The 20,149-nt window shown below is 64.6% G+C and carries 18 protein-coding genes; 8 read left to right on the top strand and 10 right to left on the bottom strand.

Translation table 11 applies throughout. The features are described 5' to 3' along the window. Positions 1-94: 94 nt before the first annotated feature. The 4 genes from B2246_RS12820 to B2246_RS12835 all read left to right on the top strand — a co-directional run bounded on the left by B2246_RS12820 (position 95) and on the right by B2246_RS12835 (position 3,851). On the top strand, positions 95-988 hold the full coding sequence (locus B2246_RS12820) for a LysR substrate-binding domain-containing protein (protein ID WP_008646173.1): 894 nt from the start codon (positions 95-97) through the stop codon (positions 986-988). Between the two features lie 338 nt (positions 989-1,326). Then, on the top strand, positions 1,327-1,629 hold the full coding sequence (locus B2246_RS12825) for a FeoA family protein (RefSeq protein WP_008646172.1): 303 nt from the start codon (positions 1,327-1,329) through the stop codon (positions 1,627-1,629). Positions 1,630-1,652: 23 nt separating this feature from the next. Next, positions 1,653-3,515, top strand: a complete 1,863-nt coding sequence (feoB, locus tag B2246_RS12830; protein ID WP_035882999.1) for a ferrous iron transport protein B — start codon at positions 1,653-1,655, stop codon at positions 3,513-3,515. Between the two features lie 15 nt (positions 3,516-3,530). Further along, the gene (locus B2246_RS12835; RefSeq protein WP_286882456.1) at positions 3,531-3,851 is read left to right on the top strand and encodes a DUF6587 family protein; all 321 of its coding nucleotides are present in this window, start codon (positions 3,531-3,533) and stop codon (positions 3,849-3,851) included. A gap of 292 nt (positions 3,852-4,143) precedes the next feature. Here the strand turns inward: B2246_RS12835 and B2246_RS12840 are convergent, their stop codons facing one another. Beyond that, positions 4,144-5,529, bottom strand: coding sequence for a hypothetical protein (locus tag B2246_RS12840; RefSeq protein ID WP_152415003.1), 1,386 nt, complete (start codon positions 5,527-5,529; stop codon positions 4,144-4,146). A gap of 530 nt (positions 5,530-6,059) precedes the next feature. On the opposite strand from B2246_RS12840, the gene leuA reads away from it, so the two are divergent. Then, on the top strand, positions 6,060-7,757 hold the full coding sequence (gene leuA, locus B2246_RS12845; RefSeq protein WP_286882472.1) for a 2-isopropylmalate synthase: 1,698 nt from the start codon (positions 6,060-6,062) through the stop codon (positions 7,755-7,757). A gap of 350 nt (positions 7,758-8,107) precedes the next feature. After that, entirely contained in the window at positions 8,108-8,770 is a 663-nt protein-coding gene (locus B2246_RS12850) for an OmpW/AlkL family protein (protein ID WP_369799899.1), read from the top strand. A gap of 126 nt (positions 8,771-8,896) precedes the next feature. Here B2246_RS12850 and B2246_RS12855 read toward each other — a convergent pair whose 3' ends face one another. Next, positions 8,897-10,387, bottom strand: coding sequence for an AMP nucleosidase (locus B2246_RS12855; protein WP_411860095.1), 1,491 nt, complete (start codon positions 10,385-10,387; stop codon positions 8,897-8,899). Between the two features lie 226 nt (positions 10,388-10,613). Between B2246_RS12855 and B2246_RS12860 the strand changes: the two genes are divergently transcribed. Then, positions 10,614-11,003: a GNAT family N-acetyltransferase gene (locus tag B2246_RS12860; protein WP_008646522.1), complete on the top strand. Its 390-nt coding sequence runs from the start codon at positions 10,614-10,616 to the stop codon at positions 11,001-11,003. 60 nt (positions 11,004-11,063) lie between these two features. Here the strand turns inward: B2246_RS12860 and B2246_RS12865 are convergent, their stop codons facing one another. The 4 genes from B2246_RS12865 to B2246_RS12880 all read right to left on the bottom strand — a co-directional run bounded on the left by B2246_RS12865 (position 11,064) and on the right by B2246_RS12880 (position 14,662). Next, complete coding sequence (locus tag B2246_RS12865; RefSeq protein ID WP_008646523.1) at positions 11,064-11,813, bottom strand: NADPH-dependent F420 reductase; 750 nt, start codon at positions 11,811-11,813, stop codon at positions 11,064-11,066. A gap of 119 nt (positions 11,814-11,932) precedes the next feature. Then, the gene (locus B2246_RS12870; RefSeq protein WP_008646525.1) at positions 11,933-12,919 is read right to left on the bottom strand and encodes a Bug family tripartite tricarboxylate transporter substrate binding protein; all 987 of its coding nucleotides are present in this window, start codon (positions 12,917-12,919) and stop codon (positions 11,933-11,935) included. 42 nt (positions 12,920-12,961) lie between these two features. Next, positions 12,962-13,306, bottom strand: coding sequence for an AtuA-related protein (locus tag B2246_RS12875; RefSeq protein WP_286882454.1), 345 nt, complete (start codon positions 13,304-13,306; stop codon positions 12,962-12,964). A gap of 12 nt (positions 13,307-13,318) precedes the next feature. Then, positions 13,319-14,662, bottom strand: a complete 1,344-nt coding sequence (locus B2246_RS12880; RefSeq protein WP_286882453.1) for an acyclic terpene utilization AtuA family protein — start codon at positions 14,660-14,662, stop codon at positions 13,319-13,321. A gap of 123 nt (positions 14,663-14,785) precedes the next feature. Between B2246_RS12880 and B2246_RS12885 the strand changes: the two genes are divergently transcribed. Further along, on the top strand, positions 14,786-15,685 hold the full coding sequence (locus tag B2246_RS12885; RefSeq protein ID WP_286882452.1) for a LysR family transcriptional regulator: 900 nt from the start codon (positions 14,786-14,788) through the stop codon (positions 15,683-15,685). 10 nt (positions 15,686-15,695) lie between these two features. Here B2246_RS12885 and B2246_RS12890 read toward each other — a convergent pair whose 3' ends face one another. From B2246_RS12890 to B2246_RS12905, 4 genes are all read right to left on the bottom strand, one after another. Next, positions 15,696-16,475 (bottom strand): SDR family oxidoreductase, encoded by a 780-nt coding sequence (locus B2246_RS12890; RefSeq protein WP_035882988.1) that lies wholly within the window; start codon positions 16,473-16,475, stop codon positions 15,696-15,698. Positions 16,476-16,505: 30 nt separating this feature from the next. Then, positions 16,506-17,645: an ABC transporter substrate-binding protein gene (locus B2246_RS12895; protein ID WP_008643458.1), complete on the bottom strand. Its 1,140-nt coding sequence runs from the start codon at positions 17,643-17,645 to the stop codon at positions 16,506-16,508. A 283-nt stretch (positions 17,646-17,928) separates the two neighbouring features. Beyond that, positions 17,929-18,441, bottom strand: a complete 513-nt coding sequence (locus tag B2246_RS12900) for a hypothetical protein (protein WP_008643456.1) — start codon at positions 18,439-18,441, stop codon at positions 17,929-17,931. A 168-nt stretch (positions 18,442-18,609) separates the two neighbouring features. Further along, a complete protein-coding gene (locus B2246_RS12905; protein WP_008643452.1) occupies positions 18,610-20,082 on the bottom strand; it encodes a hypothetical protein in 1,473 nt (490 codons plus the stop codon). Between the last annotated feature and the right edge of the window lie 67 nt (positions 20,083-20,149).

The raw sequence follows: 20,149 nt of genomic DNA on the forward strand, positions 1-20,149 counted from the left end.
CTGTCGGGCGGGATGGTTTGCGTCCATTATTCAAACCCCAACGATTCGTGTCTAATTCTAAAATTGGCTCGATCAATACAAATTTTGTATCGCCATGGAATTCCGACATCTGCGCTACTTCCTTGTGCTCGCCGAGGAACTTCATTTCGGGCGCGCCGCCCGGCGACTGTCGATTTCGCAGCCGCCGCTATCGCTCAATATCCAGCAACTAGAAGCCTCGGTCGGCGCCCGGCTGTTCGAACGCGACAGCCGTGGCGTGCGCCTGACCGCGGCCGGACGCGCGTTTCGGGAATCGGCCATGGCGCTACTGGCGCAGGCCGAGGAAGCCCGCCTGCTGGCGCGGGAGATCGAGGCCGGCGCGGTGGGACGGCTGCGGGTCGGCTTCGTGGGGTCGATGCTCTATCGTGGCCTGCCCCAGCGCCTGAAGGAATTCCAGGCGCGCTATCCCGGCATCCACGTGGCCCTGACCGAGCTGAACTCGCAAGAGCAGATTGATGCACTTTTACACGGTGAACTCGATGCGGGCTTTGTCCATACCAGCCGCGTGCCGGATGAGCTGGCCACCACGCTGGCGCACCGCGAACCGTTTGTCTGCTGCATGTCAGCCAAGCATCCGCTTGGCCAACAGGATACGGTAGCGCTCACTGACTTACGCGGCGAGCCATTCGTCCTGTTCTCCCGCAAGGCGTCGCCCGACTACTACAGCCGCATTTTCGACATGTGCGCCGCGCACGGCTTCTATCCCCAGATTCGCCATGAGGTGCGGCACTGGCTGTCCGTGGTGTCGTTGGTGTCACAGGGGATGGGGATTGCCGTGGTGCCGGCTGCGATGGCGCGCTCCGGCATGGCAGGTGCCGCGTTTCGGCCACTTGCGGATGCGACCGTGCCCTCGGAGGTGTATTGCGTGTGGAAACAGGCGCCGGATCACCCGGCACGCGACCATTTCGTCGAAATGGTCAGGCTGGCCGCCAGCGAGGCAGACATCTAGTCACTCGGCAAGAACACGCCAGGAATGCGCCAAAAGAAGAAGCCACTGGCCGAAGCCAGTGGCTTGAGAAGTACGCGTGGAACGGGGTGTTCAGCGTGCTTGCAGCTTAGCCCCGAGGCAACTTCGCAACCAATACCGCAATTGTGTTATTCGGTACATAAGGGGGGTTTACCGGGGGCAAATCGTCGTCGATTTCCCAATTTGCGATGCGCGGTAAACCACCGTCAAAGCGCCAAACTGCTACGAATGCTATACAATCGAGAACGATTTCTATTTACGTACCCGGCAGGTTCCGAGCCTGCCGCGCGGCGCTGATCGCGCCCCTGGACTGGAAGCATATGCGGTTGTCTGAACTGCCCCGGCGCACTGCCGCTGTCGTGAAATCCGTGGATGACGAATTCACGCATGATCCCATTGCGCGCCGTCTGCGCGACCTGGGTTTCGTGCCCGGCGAGACCGTGCAGATCATCGCGTTCGGACCGTTCGGCAGGGATCCGCTCGTTGCCCAGGTTGGCTACTCGCGATTCGCGTTGCGCCGCTCGGAAGCCGCCCGCATCACCGTGGAAGTGGCCAGCGCCACCGTGACCAGCATCGCGCCAGCCGGCGAAACCGAAGCGCCGCCATCGCAGCGCATCGCGTAACCGGCCTGCCCCTTCGCACTCACATGTCAGTCGCACAGAATCCCACCGCCGCCCTGCGCATTGCGCTGGTAGGCAATCCCAACTGCGGCAAGACCGCACTGTTCAATCGTCTCACCGGCAGCCGCCAGAAGGTGGCCAACTACGCGGGCGTCACCGTCGAACGCAAGGAAGGCCAGTTCGTGTCGCCGGGCGGTCGCACGGTTCGCATCCTCGACCTGCCGGGCGCCTACAGCCTGGACTCCGCCAGCCTGGATGAAGCCATCACGCGCGAGGTCTGCCTGGGCCAGCGCCCGGGCGAGACGCGCCCGGACCTGATCGTGTCCGTGGTGGCCGCCACCAATCTGCGCCTGCACCTGCGCTTCGTGCTGGAACTGCGCCGCCTTGGGGTGCCGATGGTGGTGGTGCTGAATATGAGCGATGCCGCCGAACGGCGCGGCATCAAGATCGATCGCGAAGCGCTGTCGCGTGAACTTGGCGTGCCAGTGGTGCAAACCGTCGCGGTCAAGCACGATGGCGCCGCATCGCTGATCAAGCTGTTCGACGACACGCTGCCACCGGCGCCGCCGGCCCAGCCGCTCGATAGCGTGTCGGAGCTTGATACGCACGCCGAGGTCAAGCGGCTGCTCGACGTCGCCGTCACGATGCCCACGCGCACCGCGCAGTTCGAGGACAAGCTCGACGGCGTGGTGCTGCACCCGGTTTTCGGCCTGGTCATTCTGGCGGTGCTGCTGTTCTTCATGTTCCAGGCCGTGTTCTCGTGGGCCACGCCGTTGATGGACGGCATCGAGGCCGGCGTGCACTGGTTCGGCGAGCTGGTCGGCACGACGATGCCCGACGGGATGCTCAAGAGCCTGATCGTGGACGGCATCATCGCGGGCGTTGGCAGCGTGATCGTGTTCCTGCCGCAGATCCTGTTCCTGTTCCTGTTTATCCTGACGCTCGAGGAATCGGGCTACCTGCCACGCGCGGCGTTCCTGCTTGACCGCCTGATGATGAGCGCGGGCCTGTCCGGCCGCTCGTTCATTCCCCTGCTCTCCAGCTTCGCCTGCGCGATTCCGGGGATCATGGCCACGCGCACGATCCAGGATCCGCGCGACCGGCTGACGACCATTCTCGTGGCGCCGCTGATGACCTGCTCGGCACGCCTGCCTGTCTACGCGCTGCTGATCGCCGCATTCATTCCGGAACGCACGGTGGCCGGATTGTTCAACCTGCAGGGCCTGGTGCTCTTCGTGCTCTACGTGGCCGGCATCGTCAGCGCGCTGCTGGTGGCGTACGTGCTCAAGTGGTTCCGCCGCGACCACACCGAGCATCCGCTGCTGATGGAGTTGCCGGCGTATCGCGTGCCGAATCCGCGCGACATCGCCATTGGCCTGTGGGAACGCGCCCGCATCTTCCTGTCACGCGTCGGCCGGGTAATCCTGACGATGACGGTGCTGCTGTGGTTCCTGGCGACGTTCCCGTCGCCGCCCGAAGGCGCCACCATGCCGGCAATCGACTATAGCTTCGCGGGGATGATCGGGCGCGCGCTCGAGCATGTCTTCGCCCCGATCGGCTTTAACTGGCAGATCTGTATCGCCCTGGTGCCCGGCATGGCTGCGCGCGAGGTCGCCGTGGGCGCGCTGGGTACGGTCTACGCGCTGTCCGGCAGTGACGACGCCGTGGCCACGCAGCTCGCACCGATGATTGCCGCTCAGTGGCCGCTGGCCACCGCGCTGTCGCTGCTGGCGTGGTACGTCTTCGCGCCGCAGTGCATCTCCACGCTCGCCGTGATCCGTCGCGAAACCAACTCCTGGAAGGTGATGGCCGCCTCCGTCGCCTATCTGGGCGGGCTGGCCTACCTCGCGTCGTTTATCACGTACCGCGTGGCGTTGATGTTCAGTTGAACAGGCACAAAGACCATGACGCTCTATCAAGCCTTTGAAACGCTGGTGGTTCCGCTGATCGTGCTGGCCTGCGCCCTGCACGTGGTGGGCCGCTACATGCCGCGCACACGCGAGCGCGTGAAGGCGAGTCTGGCGGCAGGGCTGGGCGGCGCATCGGCCAGCGGCTGGCGTGGCTGGGTCGCGCGGCGACTCGCACCGCGCGAGGCCGCCGGTTGCGCCACAGGGTGCGATACGAATAGTGGATGCAGCACCTGCGGATCCAATACCTCGACCAAGTCGACAGAGTCGGGCAGCGCCAGCAACGAGCATATTGTCCGCTTCGTGCGCAAATCCTGACGACCGGATCGACGGATGATGCCTGACGACGGCGACCTGAAAAGGTCGCCGTTTTCATTTGTGGGGATGCAACTCAGGCACGCAGAAATGGGTACGCCTTGATCCGCCTGCGTCCCTCTCCCACGGCGCAGGCAAGGGGTTGGGTGAGAGGGCGTGGAGGCTCTGCTTGCCACCTTGTCGCAATTTGAGCCGCTGATCCCTCTCACCCGGCCCCTCTCCCGCAAGCGGGAAAGGGGAGCGAACCAAGGAGGCATGCGTCCGCAGAAACGGGTACGCACCCCGCCGGAGTACGTTACTGTGCCGTGCCCGGAATCGTGATCGACAGCGGCATGGCCTCCACCCCGGCCGTGCATGTCGCCGTGACCGAGAAGGGGCCAGCCGCCGTCGGCAGGATCGACGCCGAGTTGGGCGCAAGCACCGACTGCGCGACCACGATATTGCTGCTCGTCGTCGACCACGCCCAGCTCGTCCCGCAACCGGTGATGCCCTCATCCACACCACGATGCAGCAGTTGCACCGCGATGGTCGCGCCAGCCAGGCGGTTCACTACCAATGGCTGTGGACCGTTGTAGACCAGCGCCCAGGTTGGTTGCTCCGTGACGAACAGCGTGGCGCGCGGCTTTGCGCTCAACGTCAAGCTGCCGGCCATCTCCGAAAGAATGCTCTGGAGCGGTGACGCACCGTTCGGCCGACCGGTGCTGACCGTGGTGAGACGTGTCGAGGAATCCGGCAACACGAGTAACGATGGCGATGTGGTCGTAAAGGTCCACAGGCCGGTGAAATCCGGGGTCGAGTCGTTTCCATCGCTACGCACCACCTGCGAGAGGTACGTCTGTGGGTAGCCGTTGAGCACGTTCAGCGCGTTGATCTGCGAGCCGTTCTGCGACAACACGAGCCGGTAGCTCGATACACCGGTCGGGAACACCGACACCGGGAAAGCGCCGGTCAGGGTGCTGCCATCCGGTGCCGTGACCTGAACGCTGACCACGGACAGGGCGACGGTGCTGCCCGCATTGACGCCAAGCAGCACGCCGACATTGGCCACGCCTGCCGCCTGCACCGCCGACGTGGTGCTGCGCCAGGTCCATCCGGTGGCACTGGCGGAGCGATCCGCGCCGTCGCTGTCGATCAAGGATGCCGTCACGCGCAGGGTCTGCCCGTCCGTCATCGAAAGCGATGGGTACGGCAGCGCGAGGCTGTACGTCCTGCTACCCGGCGCAACCACCGTAATCGTCGCCGATGCCTGTGGCAGCACGGTCGTCGCATTATTGGCGCCGGTCACGGTCGCCACCACGCTGATGTTGGCGATACCCAGACCCACGCCGGTCACCACTGCGCCGCCCGGTACCGATGCGTTCGCCACGACGGCGATGGAGGAATTGATGGTCGACCAGGCGAATGTGGTCGAACCGGTAACGTCATTGCCAAGATTGTCAACGACTGACGCAGTCAGCGGCATCGTGTCGCCTACCGCGACCTTGCCCGAGGTCTGGTTCAACACCAGCGTATAGGACGTTGCCACCGCGGCGGAGCCGCCGCTGCCGGCGCTACCGCCACTGCCCGCGCCGCCGGATGGCGCCGATCCCGAGCCCGAACTACCGCCTCCGCCGCCGCATGCCACCATCAGCATGGCGATCGCCGCACAGGCGAGCCATGTGGTCCACGTACGTGTCCGCATGATGATCCCCTCTTGTAGTTTTGGGCCCGTTCCCAGAATCAGACTAGGCGCGATGCGGCGGATGCAATACCGGCCAGAGGATTGAGTGCGAACCAACACAAGAGGCTCGTTTCATCCCTTTGTCGGAAGACGCAACCGCCATGACGGCCGCAGATCGCACCAATGCAGCACGCATCCACGCGGATCCGCGTCCGATCCCGGGTTGACGCCAGCCCGTGTTCTGCACTACGCTCCTTGAGTCGCGCAACCGCTGCGACACATTTCCCAGCACGATGACCGCCACCGCACTCAACCTCCGCCACGCCGCCGATGCCTTGCGCATCGATGCCGCCGTGCGCGCGTGCGTCGCGGGCCTGCTGTCGTGCCGCGCCCTGGGCGCTTCCTCGCTACTGCTAAGCCTACCGATCGGTTGCCGGGCCTAGAGCCCTGTGGCAGTTCGGCAGCCTTTCGCCACCGTTTTTCCGTCCGTTTTCCATTTTTGACGCATTCGTCGCATCTTCCCTTAGCGAGGAAGGAGAATTCCCATGCCCATGTTGCAGGATCCATCCACCAAATATCGCCCCGCCACCACGGTCGACTTGCCTGACCGAACCTGGCCGTCGCGCCAGATCACGCGCGCGCCGCGCTGGATGAGCACCGATCTGCGCGACGGCAACCAGGCGCTGATCGAGCCGATGAACAGCGCGCGCAAACTGCGATTCTTCGAACAGCTCGTCAAGATCGGGCTCAAGGAAATCGAGGTGGCATTCCCTTCCGCATCGCAGACCGATTTCGATTTCGTGCGGATGCTGATCGAAGAAGATCGCATCCCCGAAGACGTCAACATCGTCGTGCTGACCCAGGCGCGCGATGACCTGATCCGTCGCACCGTAGAGTCCGTGCGCGGCGCCAGGCGCGCAACGGTGCATCTCTACAATCCGATCGCGCCCGCGTGGCGCCGCATCGTGTTCAATGCATCGCGCGAGGAGATCAAGGAAGTGGCCGTCTCCGGCACGCGCCTGATCCGTGAACTGACCGATGCCATGCCGGAAACCGCATGGACCTACGAGTACTCGCCCGAAACCTTCAGCCTGGCCGAACTCGACTTCTCGCTCGAAGTATCGGACGCGGTGTCCGCCGTGTGGGAGCCCGATGCCAACCGACCGATGGTTCTGAATCTTCCGACCACGGTGGAATGCAGCACCCCCAATGTGTTCGCGGACCAGGTCGAATGGATGCATCGCCGTCTGGCGCGGCGCGAGCACATCGTGCTGTCAGTGCATCCGCACAACGATCGTGGCACTGCCGTGGCGGCGGCGGAACTGGCCGTGATGGCCGGCGCCGATCGCGTGGAAGGCTGCCTGTTCGGCAACGGCGAGCGCACCGGCAATGTGGATCTGGTCACGCTGGCGCTGAACCTGTACACGCAGGGCGTGGACCCGCAACTGGACTTTTCCGATATCGACGAAGTGCGCCAGTGCGTCGAGCACTGCAATCAGTTGCCTGTGCATCCGCGTCATCCGTACGTGGGCGACCTGGTCTTCACGGCATTCTCGGGCTCGCATCAGGATGCGATCCGCAAGGGATTCGCCCAGCAGAAGGACGATGCGATCTGGGAGGTGCCTTACCTGCCAATCGATCCGGCCGACCTCGGACGCAGCTATGACGCGGTGATCCGTGTGAACAGCCAGTCCGGCAAGGGCGGCATGGCCTATCTGCTCGAACAGATGCACGGCATCTACATGCCGCGCCGCCTGCAGATCGAGTTCAGCCGCGCAGTGCAAGCCATGACCGATGAAACCGGGCTCGAGGCCAGCGCGGCGGATCTCTACGCACTGTTCCGCCGCGAGTATCTCGACGTCGAGGCGCCACTGCGCTACGTATCGCATCGCATGGTATCGGCCAGCGACGCCGCCGCGGAAGTGGAAATCGATATCGTGCGCGATGGTCGTCCGATGCGCATGCGTGGCACGGGCAATGGGCCGATCGACGCGGCAGTGGATGCGTTCACGCGCGGGCTGGGCGTGGCGGTGCGTGTGATGGACTATCACGAGCACGCCATGACCACCGGCGCCGATGCCAACGCGGCCTGCTATGTCGAAGTGCGCGTCGCGGACTCGGCCACGGGCTTCGGCGCGGGCGTCGATCCCAGCATCGTCACGGCGTCACTGAAGGCCGTGGTCTCCGGTATCAATCGCCATCTGCAGACCCGCGACATGTCGGAAGCCGTGCAGGCCAGGGCGGCCTGATGACTGTCGGATGCCCTGCATCCGAGAAAACCGGTGTGCCCTCCCCCCAGAGGGCACACCGCGAAAGACGTCCTCTCGGACGCCCACGACATGCGCGGTGCACAACCACGTGCGCACAGCGTACGGGGGCGGCCGCGTGGGCGCCACGAATCATTCCGCATGTGGATAGAAGTCCTGTCCGCACAAGCTTGATCGCCGTTTGCACAAAGCGGTGGCGATCTGTCGCGCACAGGCGACGGTCAATCCCCCTTTCGAGAGCAGGGTGATTCTTGCTTGTGCTATGTCAAGGTCTGCAAGGGAACCACGGGACACACTGGGCGCACATTTTCAATGTCCAGTGCTTCCCGACCATGACCACTACCCTCTCTCCCCGCCGCAAGACCCTTGTTTCCTCCATCTGCATGGCGCTGACCGCCGCCACGATCGGCGCGCTCTCGGCACCGGCCGTGGCCGCCGACGAACAGCAGAGCAACTGGATGATCCGCCTGCGCGGCACGTTCCTGAACATGGACAACAAGTCCGACCCGGTTGGCGGTGTGGGCGCATCTGACCGGATCAGCGTCAACAACAAGTGGATTCCGGAACTGGACGTTACCTACTTCATCGTGCCGAACATCGCCGCTGAACTGGTGCTGACGATTCCGCAAAAGCAGGATGTCCGTCTGGATGGCGCGAAGATCGGCACGTTCAGCCACCTGCCTCCGAGCCTGCTGCTGCAATATCACTTCATTCCGAATGGCACCTTCCGCCCCTATGTTGGCGCTGGTGTGAACGTGACCCGCATCTGGAACGCAGACATCGCCGGCAACTCCCTCGGCCTGGACCGCTGGAGCGTGGGCCCGGCCCTGCAGGTCGGTATGGACTACAAGGTAACCAAGAACTGGTTCCTCAACGTCGACGTCAAGAAGATCTGGATCTCGAGCAACGTCTATGCGAATGGAACGGGCCAGAAGGTATCGAACGTGCAGCTCAATCCGTGGCTGTTCAGCGCCGGTGTCGGCTATCGCTTCTAAGCGGCAATTTTTCTCCTCCTTGTCAAACGGCTGAGCTCGCGACGGCTCACTCCGATTCCAGGCGCGCGGTGATACCGCGCGCTTTTTTTCGTTCACGAAGACAAGGAGGAAGGTGTCTCGGGTGTCTTATCGGAATGCTGGCTCGTCGAAGCTGCGCAGCTTTCGCGAGTGCAGTTGTTCGACGCCGTTCTCTCGCAGTATGCGGATCGCCTCCAGCCCGATGGTCATGTGCTGGCTCACGCGCTGGCGGTAGAACGCATTCGCCATGCCGCGCAGCTTGAGCTCGCCGTGTAGCGGCTTGTCCGATACGCACAGGAGCGTGCCGTAGGGCACACGCAGTCGGAAGCCATTGGCGGCAACCGCGGCGCTCTCCATGTCGATGGCAATCGCGCGTGACTGGTTGAAGCGCGCGTAGAGCGACTTCGATTTCAGTTCCCAGTTGCGATCGTCGGTAGACACCACCGTGCCAGTGCGCATCCGTGTCTTCATCTCGGTACCGGACAATCCCGTCACACGCGCCACCGCTTCCTGCAATGCCACCTGGATCTCGGCGATTGGCGGCACCGGTACCCAGGGCGGCAGGTCATGGTCGAGCACGTGGTCGTCGCGCACATACGCGTGCGCCAGCACGTAGTCGCCAAGCTGCTGCGAGCGGCGCAGCCCGCCGCAGTGGCCCACCATCAGCCAGCAATGCGGGCGCAGCACGGCGAGGTGGTCCGTCATCGTCTTCGCGTTGGAAGGCCCCACGCCGATGTTGACCAGCGTGACACCCAGCCCATCCTCGCGCACGAGGTGGTAGGCCGGCATCTGCGGCAAAGCACGTGGACGTGTCGCGTCATCCGGCTCTTGCTCGCCGAGTTGCTGGATCACGTCGCCGGGCTCGACGAAGCGCACATAGCCATCGCCACCGTCACCGGCCATCAGCGAACGGCCCAGTGTCACGAACTCGTCGACGTAACGTTGATAGTTTGTGAACAGCACGAAACGCTGGAAATGCTGCGGCGCGGTACCCGTGTAGTGATAAAGCCGCTGCAGCGCCAGATCCACGCGCTCCGCCGAGAACAGCGACAGCGGCCAGGCTTCGCCCGGAGTGGGCTCATACGTGCCATTGGCGATCGAGTCGTCGATGCGGCTCAGTTCCGGCAGCACGAATGACGCCTCGAGTTCACGCGCCTGCGTGTAGCTGATATCGGTGGTCGATGCTTCGATCACAAACGGCAGCGGGATCGGTCGGCGCGAAATCCCTACCACCACCGGCACGCGGTGATAACGCATCAGACGCTCGATCTGGTCGCGGTAGTAGTCGCACAGCAGGTCCGGCCGCGTCACCGTGGTGCCATAGACCCCCGGATAGGCCACCGTGCCCCAGGAAGGCCGGCTATCAGTGACCATCGTCTCCAGATTGACCGAGATGCCCAGATACGGATAGCACGCGTGCGCGGCCGACGGCAGCGGCTTGCCCTGGGCAAACGCGTCAAATCGCGCGCGCACGGCGGCCACTGAGCTGTCATAGATCTCGCGGATACGCGCCAGCGCGCTATCTGCGTCGTTGAACTCGGCGAGTTGATCTGCCGGCTGGGCGGAGGAGAAGATCGTGGCATTCATGGCAGGCATCATACCGCTAGCCCAAGGGACACGACAGGGCCCCGCGCAGGCCCTCGTGCGGCACCGAACGCGTGGGATTAACGGATAAAGTTGTTTGACGCAGCCGTGTTCGCTTAGCTACACTCTGTCGCCAAAACGCGCGAACCATACGCGCGCCCGTGGCGGAAGGCACTGGCGTACCCCCACTTTCGTGGGAGTAAGGCGCGCGTGCCCAAGTACCAGGCTGGAGGAATCGTCAATGGAAATCCGCAACCCGTTGCCCGCAGATATCGAGGCAGCCCGGCGTCTGCTTGCCGCCAATGGTTGGGAACAACAGGTCAGCAATCCCGAACGGTTCGCGCAGCTCATCGCCAACTCGCAACGCGTCGCAGTGGCGGTGGAGGGCGGCGAGGTCATCGGCTTCGCGCGCGCGCTCTGCGACGACATCGCAAACGGCTATATCTCGATGGTTGCCGTGGCGCCACAGCATCGCCGCCGCGGTGTCGGCCGCGCGCTGCTGCGGCATGTCATGGGCAACGATCCGGATATCACCTGGGTTCTACGCGCGGCGCGCTCGTCAGAAGCCGCATTCTTCGGCCAGCTCGGGTTCACGCCTTCGATGGTGGCGATGGAGTGGCGGCGCCGCTAAGCAAGGCCGCCACCAGATCTCACTGATCAGGTCTCACAGCAGGCATCACGGGCTCAGGCATCACGGCGCGGAATTTTGCGCCATGGCACGACGGAATTCCGCTTCCGTGCCCTCCATGTGGAACAACTTGCCTCCCGGCGCGAAGCGGTCGGCGCTGGACAAGCCTCCCACCACCACGGGCTGAAAGCCCGCATCGCGTACCAGCCTGCCGGCAATGATCAGCGCGCCGGCATCGTTCCCCGCCATCGGCACCGCCATCAACGGCCCCTTGCGATTGCTCTCACGCGCGAAAGACCCCGCGCTTGTGAAATTGAAGACGCGCACGATGCGCGCGCCCGGCAGGTACTTGGCAGTGGTCACCCCGATGCCATTGGCTTTGACCTCCTCGACGATCGCCCCATCTCGCGGCGCCACCGCGTTGGTGGCGTCGAGCACGATCTTGCCCTTCCAGTCATGCTGGCTGCCCAGTTCGGGCAACGCGCCATAAGGCACGGCAAGCAGGACGACATTGGAAAACTCGAGGGCCTGGTCCACGGTCCCGGCCTGTGCCAGCGATCCCAGTTTCTCGACCAACGGCTTGAGTTCTTCGGGATGGCGCGACGAGAACATCACCGGATGCCCCACACCCACCCAGATTCCCCCGATCGTGCCGCCGATGTGGCCGGCACCGATTACGCCGATCTTCGATCTCGGCTTGCCGCGTAGTGACTGTGCCGACGCCGGCAACGCCACGGCGCCCAACGCCGCGGACGCCACGCCGATCAGGAAACCGCGCCGCTCACTCCGAAACCCCTTGCCTGTCTGGCTCATGACACGCTCCAGTCGTTCCGATCCAGACACTCTAGGCGAAATCACGGCGCGTGGCGGGGCAAGTTGTCACGGGAACGCCCTGCCAGCGCAAAGCGTACCCGTTTCTGCGTGAGGCGAACTTACTCGGGCTGGATGTTCGCCGCCTTGATGATGCGGCCCCATTTCGCCGATTCCAGCGCCTGGAACTTCGCCAGTTCGGCCGGCGAACTTGTGAACACGTCGGTACCGGTCGACTGGTAGAAAGTGGCGGCCGTTTCGCTCCTGGCAGCCTTGACCAGCATCTGGTTCAGCTTGCCGACCACTGCGGGCGGCGTGCCGGCCGGCGCATAGGCCGCGAACCAGTAGCTCATCTCATAACCCTTCACGCCTGCCTCGTCGATCGTCGGCACGTCAGGCGCCAGCGGCGAGCGTGCCTTGCCAGAGACACCCAGCGCGCGCAGCTTGCCGCTCTTCACCTGCGGCAGCCCGGTCGCCGTGTCGGTGATCATCATCTGGATCTGGTTGCCGAGCAGGTCGGTGATCGCCAGCGGGTTGCTCTTGTACGGCACGTGCAGCAGTTCCACGTGCGCCATCTGCTGGAACAGCTCGCCAGCAATGCGCGACGACGAACTGCCGCTGCCGAAGCTGAGCTTGCCCGGCTCCTTCTTTGCCAGCGCGATGAACTCGCCCACGGTCTTGGCCGGTACCTGCGGATTGACCACCATGATCTGGCCGCCACGGCCCAACGCCGTCAGCGGCGCATAGTCCTTGACCGGGTCGTACGGCAGCTTCTTGAACAGGTGCTCATTGGCTGCGTGCGTGGTGTTGGTGGTGATCAGCACCGTATAGCCATCGGGGGCGGCCTTCGCCACGTCGCTGGCGGCAATGAAGCCGTTCGCGCCCGGCTTGTTGTCGACCACCACGGTTACCTTTGCTTCCTGCGTCACGGCCTGGCCCACGGCGCGCGCGAGCTGGTCCGTCGCGCTACCGGCCGCGAAGGGCACGACAAAGCGGATCGGCTTGTCAGGAAATTCGGCCCATGCACTGCCGGCCGGCAAGGCCAGGCACGTGAATGTAGCGAAAGCGAGTAGGGCTGCGGGGGCCTGCGGCCTGCGAAACGCGGACATCTGTGTCTCCTCCAGTTGTTTTGTGATGGAACAGCTTGGCAATCATGAGGTGCCGCCGGCGAACCGCGGCGGCAAGGGAATCGGCATGTCCAGCAGCAGAAACGCCAGCGCCTTGCCGTGTGTATCGAGATTGAGCGCATCGTTGACGCCGCCATCGAGCGCGCCATCGATGACGAAGTTCATCGCGTGGATCGACGGCACCAGATAGCGTTTCACGGCCCCTGGGTGCCGATGCGCAAACAACGCACGCACCGCATCTTCGGTCACGTGCGTGACGAGGTGATCGAAATCGCGGGCATCGTAAGCAATCACGCTGATGTTGGAGCGGTCGCCCTTGTCGCCGGTGCGGCCGTGAGCAAACCGGTAGAGCTGTGTGGTTACGGTCATGGCAGGCTCCGGTCAGGACAACAGGGTATGGCGTGGCGCCAGGCACGACATCGCGTTGAGGCGCGCACGCAATGCCGTGCGCACGCCACCACCGCCCGCGGGGCCGCAGGTGTAGAGCGCATTGACCTCGCGCAGCAGCGCCTGGGCCACGGCCTTGTCCTCGTGCGCCAGCGCCGCGCGCAGGCGCACATCGCGCGCCTCGGCCTCATGCGGCTGTGGCCGCGCCAGCATCTCGCCGGCGTCATCGGCAAACACGCTCAGCACGCCGATCAGGTCGAAGCGGATCGGCACGTCGAAACCAAGACCCTTCATGCGCTTACCAAGGATTTCAGCCGCCAGTCGCGCGCGCGCCGCTGCATTGGGGCCCGCATACGAGATCTCGCCCTCGGCAATCCAGCCGCCCTGGTAGAACAGGTTGACCTTGAGCGTGTCTGGACGCGCATGGCCTCGGATGTTGCGGACAGCTACGCGATCCGGACCGACCTGCGCGACGGTCACCTCGCCGATATCGGCGACCACGTCGGGGGTCAGGTAGGCGCAGGGGTCGTGCACCTCGTACAGAAGTTGCTCCTTCACGGTGCGCAGATCCACGCAGCCGCCGGTGCCAGCCGCCTTGAAGATCTCGATGCCACCATCGGCATCGAGCCGCGCGATCGGAAATCCCACGGCGTGTACATCGGGCACGTCCTTCATGCCCGGATCTGCAAAATAGCCGCCGCTGACCTGCGCGCCGCATTCGAGCAGATGGCCGGCCATCGTCGCAGCAGCCAGGCGATTCCAGTCATCCCAGGCCCAGCCGAAGTGCGCCATCGCCGGACCCACGGCCAGCGCGGGATCGGCCACGCGGCCGCACACCACCACCTGCGCGCCGTCACGCAGCGCATCGGCAATGCCCTGCGCGCCGATGTAGGCGTTGGCGCAAACGAAACGCGCCTCCGGGAAAGAGTCGCCGACGATACCGCGCAGCAGCGCGCGACCTTCGTCGTGCGACAGGTCGTCACCCTCCACCACGGCCACACGCGGCGCGGGAAGGCCCAGCGCCACCGCCAGTTCGCCGATACGGCGGGCCGCCGCACGCGGATTGGCCGCGCCGAAGTTGCCGACGATCGGAATGTCGTTGGCCAGGCACAAGCCAAGGACCGGCGTCAGGAGCTGGTCCAGCAGCGGTTCGTAGCCATGCTCGGGATCGTCGCGGCGTGCCAGTTGCGCAAGTGCCAGCGTGCGTTCGGCCAGCGTTTCGAAGATCAGCGCGGCAGGTCCGCCCGCGGCAATCAGCGTGCGCACGACGGGCAGGGCGGCGTCGGTGCGGTCACCGGAAAATCCGGCTCCGGAGCCGATCAGCAAGGGGACAGTCATGGCGTTTCCGAAACTCGAAGGAAAGGACGGCGAACCCATTCTAGGTCTCGCAGACTCTCGCTGACAAACGGATGATTTGGATTAATCTATCGGTATTTCCGATAAATCTCCACTACCCGAACCATGCTGTCGAACCTGTCGGTCAAGCACCTGCGCGCTTTCGTTGCGCTGGCCACCCATCGCAACTTCACGCGCGCGGCGCAGGCGTGCCACCTGTCCCAATCGGCATTCAGCGCGTTGATCCAGACGCTCGAGGAACAGGCGGGCTGCCGGCTTTTCGAACGCACCACGCGACATGTGGACCTGAGCACCGACGGGCGCCGATTCGAGGAGATGGCGCGTCGGCTGCTGGGCGATTTCGAAGCGGCCTTCGATGACCTGCGCGATCATGCCGAGCGCCGCAAGGGTCGCGTGGCGATCGCGGCGCTACCGTCGCTGGCGGGCGGCGACCTGCCGCCGTTGCTGGCCAACTTCCACCAGCAATATCCCGGCATCGCGCTGGAACTGCACGACCAGCTCGCCGACGGCTGCATCGAGTTGGTGCGACGTGGGCAGGCCGACTTCGCGCTGGCGCCCGCGCCGGCTCAGGACGCCGACCTGCGCGTCGAAGCGCTGGTGCGCGATAGCTTCCATCTGGTCTGCCCGGCCGGTCACCCGCTGGCCGGGAAGCGCCGCGTTACGCCGCAAGCCCTGGCCGGACTGCCATTCATCCAGCTGTCGCGCACCAGCAGCGTAAGGCAGCACCTGGATGCAGCACTGCATCCGCTCAAGCTGAACGGGGTCATGGAAGTCGAGCACCTGGCTACCGTGGCGGCGCTCGTCGAGGCAGGTCTGGGCGTGTCGGTCGTGCCGGCGCTGGCGCTATTCCAGTTCCGGCGCGAGGGGCTGGCCATCCGGCCCATGCAGATGCCCACGCTGGTGCGTGACATCTGCGTGGTACGACTCAAGGATCGGGGTGATTCGGCGGCGGCAACCGCGATGCTGGAGTGCCTGCGCGCGCATTACCGGAGCGGCAAGCGCTAGAGGATTGGGCTCAGAAGTGGCCGAGGTAGCCACCATCGACGGCGAGCACCTGCCCTGTCACGTACGATGCCGCCGGCGAAGCCAGGAACACCACCGCACCCGCCACCTCTTCCGGCTGGCCCCAACGGCCCAGTGACGTCCGGTTGCGCAGCCACTCTGCCACGGTCTTGTCGGCCACCATCGCCTGATTCGGCTCGGTGGCGAAGTATCCCGGCGCAATGGCGTTGACGGTAATGCCCTGGCGGCCCAGATCGGCGGCCATCGCACGCGTCAGCGCATCGAGTCCGCCCTTGGTGGCGGGATAGAGCACGTCATTGGCGCGCGCCACCTGGCCGGCGATCGACGTGACATTGACGATCCGTCCATACCCGCCACGCTGCATCCATTGCGCCGCGTGACGGCATAACGCATAGGGCGCGACGAGGTTGGTCTCCAGCATCTCGCGCAGGTCAGCAGCATCGAGATGGGCCATCGAATTGCGATTGCGTGCGCCGGCATTGTTGACGAGGATGTCGAGCCGCCCGTGACGGGCCGCGATGTCATCGAACGCCGCGGCCACGGCGGCCTCATCGGTGATGTCGAGAACGAGCGCCTCGGCGCCGAGGCCGCTGGCCAGCAGTTGCGCGACGGCTTCGTCCACGCGCGCGGCGTTGCGCGCGCAGATCAGAACGTGCGCGCCAGCGGCGGCCAGGCCGGCGGCAATCGCCTGGCCGAGGCCCTGCGCGCCGCCCGTGACCAGTGCCACGCGGCCGGCGAGCGAAAAGGGATGGGCTGTGGATGCATTTTCCATGCGGGGAAATATACCGCAGCCCTCCGGTCTTCAGCGGATCAGCTTGCCGGTCGACGAAACGATCGACATTTCCACGAACGAGGAACCGGTGTGGCGCGTCGGGCTGTAGCTGATCAGGATGCCGCCGAGATCGTAGTCGCGCAGGCCTTCAAGCGCCGCCACGAGCTTCTCGCGTGTGGGCTCCGGTCCCGCGCGGCGCAACCCTTCGACCAGCACCTTTGCCGACATGAAGCCCTCCATGCCCGCATTGCTCGGCTCCACCTTCTGCGCCTTGGCCAGGCCGCGATACTCGCTGGCAACGCTCATCTGGCTCGAGTTCATGCCGGGCACCACCTGCGTGATGATCAGGCCCCGGGCATCGTCGCCCAGTTCCTTGATGAACGAATCGGCAGCGTTATTGGACAGCGTGACGAACTGCGCCTGGCTACCGGCCTTCTTCATCTCGTGGATGATCCGGGCAGCCTCCGAGCCCGAACCGATCACCATCACGGCTTGCGGATCGGCCTTGTTGACGCTGGCCACACCCTGGCTGATATCCCCCATCGGGCGATTGAACGACGCCGCGCCAGCGGGCTGCACGCCACGTGCCTGCAAGGCCGTATTGAAGCCCTCGAAGACGTCCTGCCCGAAGCCGTCGTTGGCATAGAAGATCGCGATCCGGTTCATGCCGGACGTGGCCAGATGGTTGATCGCGCGGGCCACTTCATCCTGGTATTTCGCACGCACGTTGAACACGTAGCGATTGACCGGTCGATGCAGCGTGATGGCCCCGGTCAGCGGCGCCACCAGCGGCACCTTCTCCGCGCCGATGATCGGCAGGATGCTCTCGTTCTGCGGCGTACCACGCACCATGAACAGCGCGAAGACCTTGTCGTCGGCAATCAGCTTGCGCACATTGCCGGGCGTGCGTTTGGCATCGAAGCCGTCGTCATAGGTCAGCAGTTCGATGCGCCGGCCCGCGACGCCGCCGCTGGCATTGACCGCATTGAGATAGACCTGGGCACCGGCGATCTGCTCCTTGACCGAGCCCGCCACCGGGCCGGTGACGCCGGCCGACTGGCCGATGCGAATGGTGTTCTTGGTGATGCCGGGTTCCGCGTGTGCCGCGATGGGCGCGACAAACCCGAGCGTGGCGGCGAATATGCCGCACGCGAACTGCCTTGCGTTCATTGTTGACCCCTCCAGTAGCGCTGGTGTGTTTGATTTTTAAGCGCGCCGCGCAACTGCGGCGGCATGGGGACGGTAACCCAACGGGTGGCAATGAGCAAACAAAGCGGCGGATAAGGCGGAATTTGACGCAGGAAATGCGGCGAAGTGTTGCTGCGGCATCACACCGGAAACCTGAAGACTCCGGTACCGGTTTCAGGTGTGGCCGCAGCATGGCGCGTGATGGGACACACGCCGGGGCGCGCCACGACGGGCGCGCGAAGGGAAAGGCCTGACCCCGCTTCGATCAGGGGAAGGCCGGTACTGCAGGATCCAGGCCGGCGAAGGACGCTTCGGGGTGCGCCTTCTGCAGCAGCGCCTCGACTTCTTCGACACGGCCGCGCGGCACATCCACCATCAGCAGCAGCTTGCCTGCCTCGATGTCCTTCTCGAACGACCGTAGTCGACTGTTCGGCGCCGAGCTGCCGATCATGCTCGCGGCCCACGCGCCAAACACGGCGCCCAGCACGGCGAGCACGCCGACCAGACCCCATTGCGGAGAGTCGCTGACGATCGGGAACATCGCTACCACCACGCCGGCCACGATACCGACACCACCGCCAACCATCAGACCCATTTCCGCAGCATGAACGATGTCCGAAGTCTGGAACAGGTTTGCCTCGTGCAGACCCGTCATGTCGGCGCCGTCGCGTCCCACGAAATGGATGTGGCTATTCTCGATGCGAGCCAGCAGCAGGTCGTCCATGGTACGGCGCGCGCTCGCCAGGTCGGGCAACAACCAGAAGATCCGTTTGCGCATGACTAGCCTCCTCTGTCAGGCCGCCCCGTACTCTGATGATCCGTCTTCGGGACGGGTTAGTAGCTGTTCTACTCTCTCCGCGAAGCCTGCGCAAGGTACCGAATGGATGACGGGAAGTGGGGTGCCAAACGGAGAATTTCGCGCGTCACTTCACCCGTGCGAACACCATCAGAATGTGATCGGTAGACGCACCGTCACCGTCAGATCTGGTGTATCTCGCGTCAGGCCCGCACCCACCGAGAGGTTCAGCGTGTACCGGTTGTTGAAGCGATAGGAGTAGCCCACGAGCAGCGTGCCCTGCGTGATGCGCACGGAGCCTGGGACGGTCTGCCCGTTCTGCTTGGTCGGCCAGATGATGCTCTGGTCATAGCCGATACTGAACGACGCGTGCTCGTTGAGCGACAGGCCCATGCCGAAGTTGAACTCGAAGATGTCTCCCGGTGCGATCTTGCCGAGGAATTCCTGCTGGCCGTTCAGCACGGTGCGATAGATGTTGTCACGCGCGAAGTTGTGCAGGTAGCTGAACGTACCGAAGAACACCGCCGGATCGGTCGGCAACAGCCACGTGACGCCCGGCTGGATTGCCTGGAAGCCGGTGCCGGTCGGCATGCCCAGCGGCAACCCGGTGCCGGTGGTGTTGCTGACACAACGGGTCACGCAATCGGTCACCACCTCGAACGGATCCTTGCCGGTGTTGGACTTGTAGCGCAGCCAGCCGATGAAGTACGGCATTTTCTCGTTGCCGTAGTTGAGCTGGTAGCGCAACGTCGCCTCGACGTCGCCCAGGCCGCTGCCGCTCGAGTTGAAGGCGTTGTCGACGGCGGTGCCGGTGAAGATCTCGCGGCTGACGGTATCGCTGCTCGAATGCACGTACGGCACCTTGGCTTCGATCTCGAGACGCTTGGTAATGCCGTAGCGGAAGGCCATGGACGTGATGTACGTCGACGTCTTGATCTCGCGCACGTCGATCAGGCCGATCAGCAGTGCGGGAATCACCGTGTAGCCGACCAGTACCGCGCGGTCACTCGACGAGTAGCCGTACTGGAAGCTCGGTTCGATCACGATCTTGCCCTGCGGCGTGAGTACGCCAGGCTGGTCGAAGATTGGCGCGATCTCTGGTGGACGCGTATCGCGCTCCGGCGGCCTGCCCACAGGTTGTTCGGGACCCGCGGCGGACTCGCCTTGCTGGTCGCCCTGGGCGGCCTGGCCCTGTTGCACGTTCTGCGGCGCCACGGCCTGCGGCGGCGCGTCGGAAGGCACCTGCTGGGCCTGTACGCCTTGCTGAGCCGTGCTGTTGATCTGTGTGGCGCTGGCGCCCGCAGCGGCCGCGGCGGCATTGGTCGCCATGTTGCCCGGCGTCACGCCGGTGCCTACCCCGGCCTGGCCACCACGTTTGCGCGCCAGCGATTCGCTATCCACCGTGCTGCGCAGTTCGCGGATCGTGGCCTCCTGTTCGGCCAGCGCCCGCTTCATCGCCTCCAACTGCTTCGCCTGCTCGCTCAGTTCCTTCTGCAGCGTTTCGAGCTTGGCGGCCGCCGGCGGCCCGTCGTCGGGCGGAGTCTGCGCATGAGCCATGCCGCCAAGCAGGCACATCGTAGAGCAACTGGCAAGACCAATCCCCTGCAGCGAGCGCTTCTTCATGACGTCTACCTCCCCCGAGGACGGCGGGCAAAAACGCTAAGGCCCGCTACCAGTTCGTCGATGTCTT

The sequence above is a fragment of the Cupriavidus sp. UBA2010 genome, assembly GCF_002335265.1.
Taxonomy (GTDB): domain Bacteria; phylum Pseudomonadota; class Gammaproteobacteria; order Burkholderiales; family Burkholderiaceae; genus Cupriavidus; species Cupriavidus metallidurans.

Coding starts and splice junctions, on each gene's coding strand:
- B2246_RS12850 (WP_369799899.1), top strand. CDS start 8,108: ATGACCACTACCCTCTCTCCCCGCCGCAAGACCCTTGTTTCCTCCATC.
- B2246_RS12820 (WP_008646173.1), top strand. CDS start 95: ATGGAATTCCGACATCTGCGCTACTTCCTTGTGCTCGCCGAGGAACTT.
- B2246_RS12840 (WP_152415003.1), bottom strand. CDS start 5,529: ATGCGGACACGTACGTGGACCACATGGCTCGCCTGTGCGGCGATCGCC.
- leuA (WP_286882472.1), top strand. CDS start 6,060: ATGTTGCAGGATCCATCCACCAAATATCGCCCCGCCACCACGGTCGAC.
- B2246_RS12885 (WP_286882452.1), top strand. CDS start 14,786: ATGCTGTCGAACCTGTCGGTCAAGCACCTGCGCGCTTTCGTTGCGCTG.
- B2246_RS12880 (WP_286882453.1), bottom strand. CDS start 14,662: ATGACTGTCCCCTTGCTGATCGGCTCCGGAGCCGGATTTTCCGGTGAC.
- feoB (WP_035882999.1), top strand. CDS start 1,653: ATGTCAGTCGCACAGAATCCCACCGCCGCCCTGCGCATTGCGCTGGTA.
- B2246_RS12890 (WP_035882988.1), bottom strand. CDS start 16,475: ATGGAAAATGCATCCACAGCCCATCCCTTTTCGCTCGCCGGCCGCGTG.
- B2246_RS12875 (WP_286882454.1), bottom strand. CDS start 13,306: ATGACCGTAACCACACAGCTCTACCGGTTTGCTCACGGCCGCACCGGC.
- B2246_RS12895 (WP_008643458.1), bottom strand. CDS start 17,645: ATGAACGCAAGGCAGTTCGCGTGCGGCATATTCGCCGCCACGCTCGGG.
- B2246_RS12835 (WP_286882456.1), top strand. CDS start 3,531: ATGACGCTCTATCAAGCCTTTGAAACGCTGGTGGTTCCGCTGATCGTG.
- B2246_RS12855 (WP_411860095.1), bottom strand. CDS start 10,387: ATGATGCCTGCCATGAATGCCACGATCTTCTCCTCCGCCCAGCCGGCA.
- B2246_RS12825 (WP_008646172.1), top strand. CDS start 1,327: ATGCGGTTGTCTGAACTGCCCCGGCGCACTGCCGCTGTCGTGAAATCC.
- B2246_RS12860 (WP_008646522.1), top strand. CDS start 10,614: ATGGAAATCCGCAACCCGTTGCCCGCAGATATCGAGGCAGCCCGGCGT.
- B2246_RS12870 (WP_008646525.1), bottom strand. CDS start 12,919: ATGTCCGCGTTTCGCAGGCCGCAGGCCCCCGCAGCCCTACTCGCTTTC.
- B2246_RS12905 (WP_008643452.1), bottom strand. CDS start 20,082: ATGAAGAAGCGCTCGCTGCAGGGGATTGGTCTTGCCAGTTGCTCTACG.
- B2246_RS12865 (WP_008646523.1), bottom strand. CDS start 11,813: ATGAGCCAGACAGGCAAGGGGTTTCGGAGTGAGCGGCGCGGTTTCCTG.
- B2246_RS12900 (WP_008643456.1), bottom strand. CDS start 18,441: ATGCGCAAACGGATCTTCTGGTTGTTGCCCGACCTGGCGAGCGCGCGC.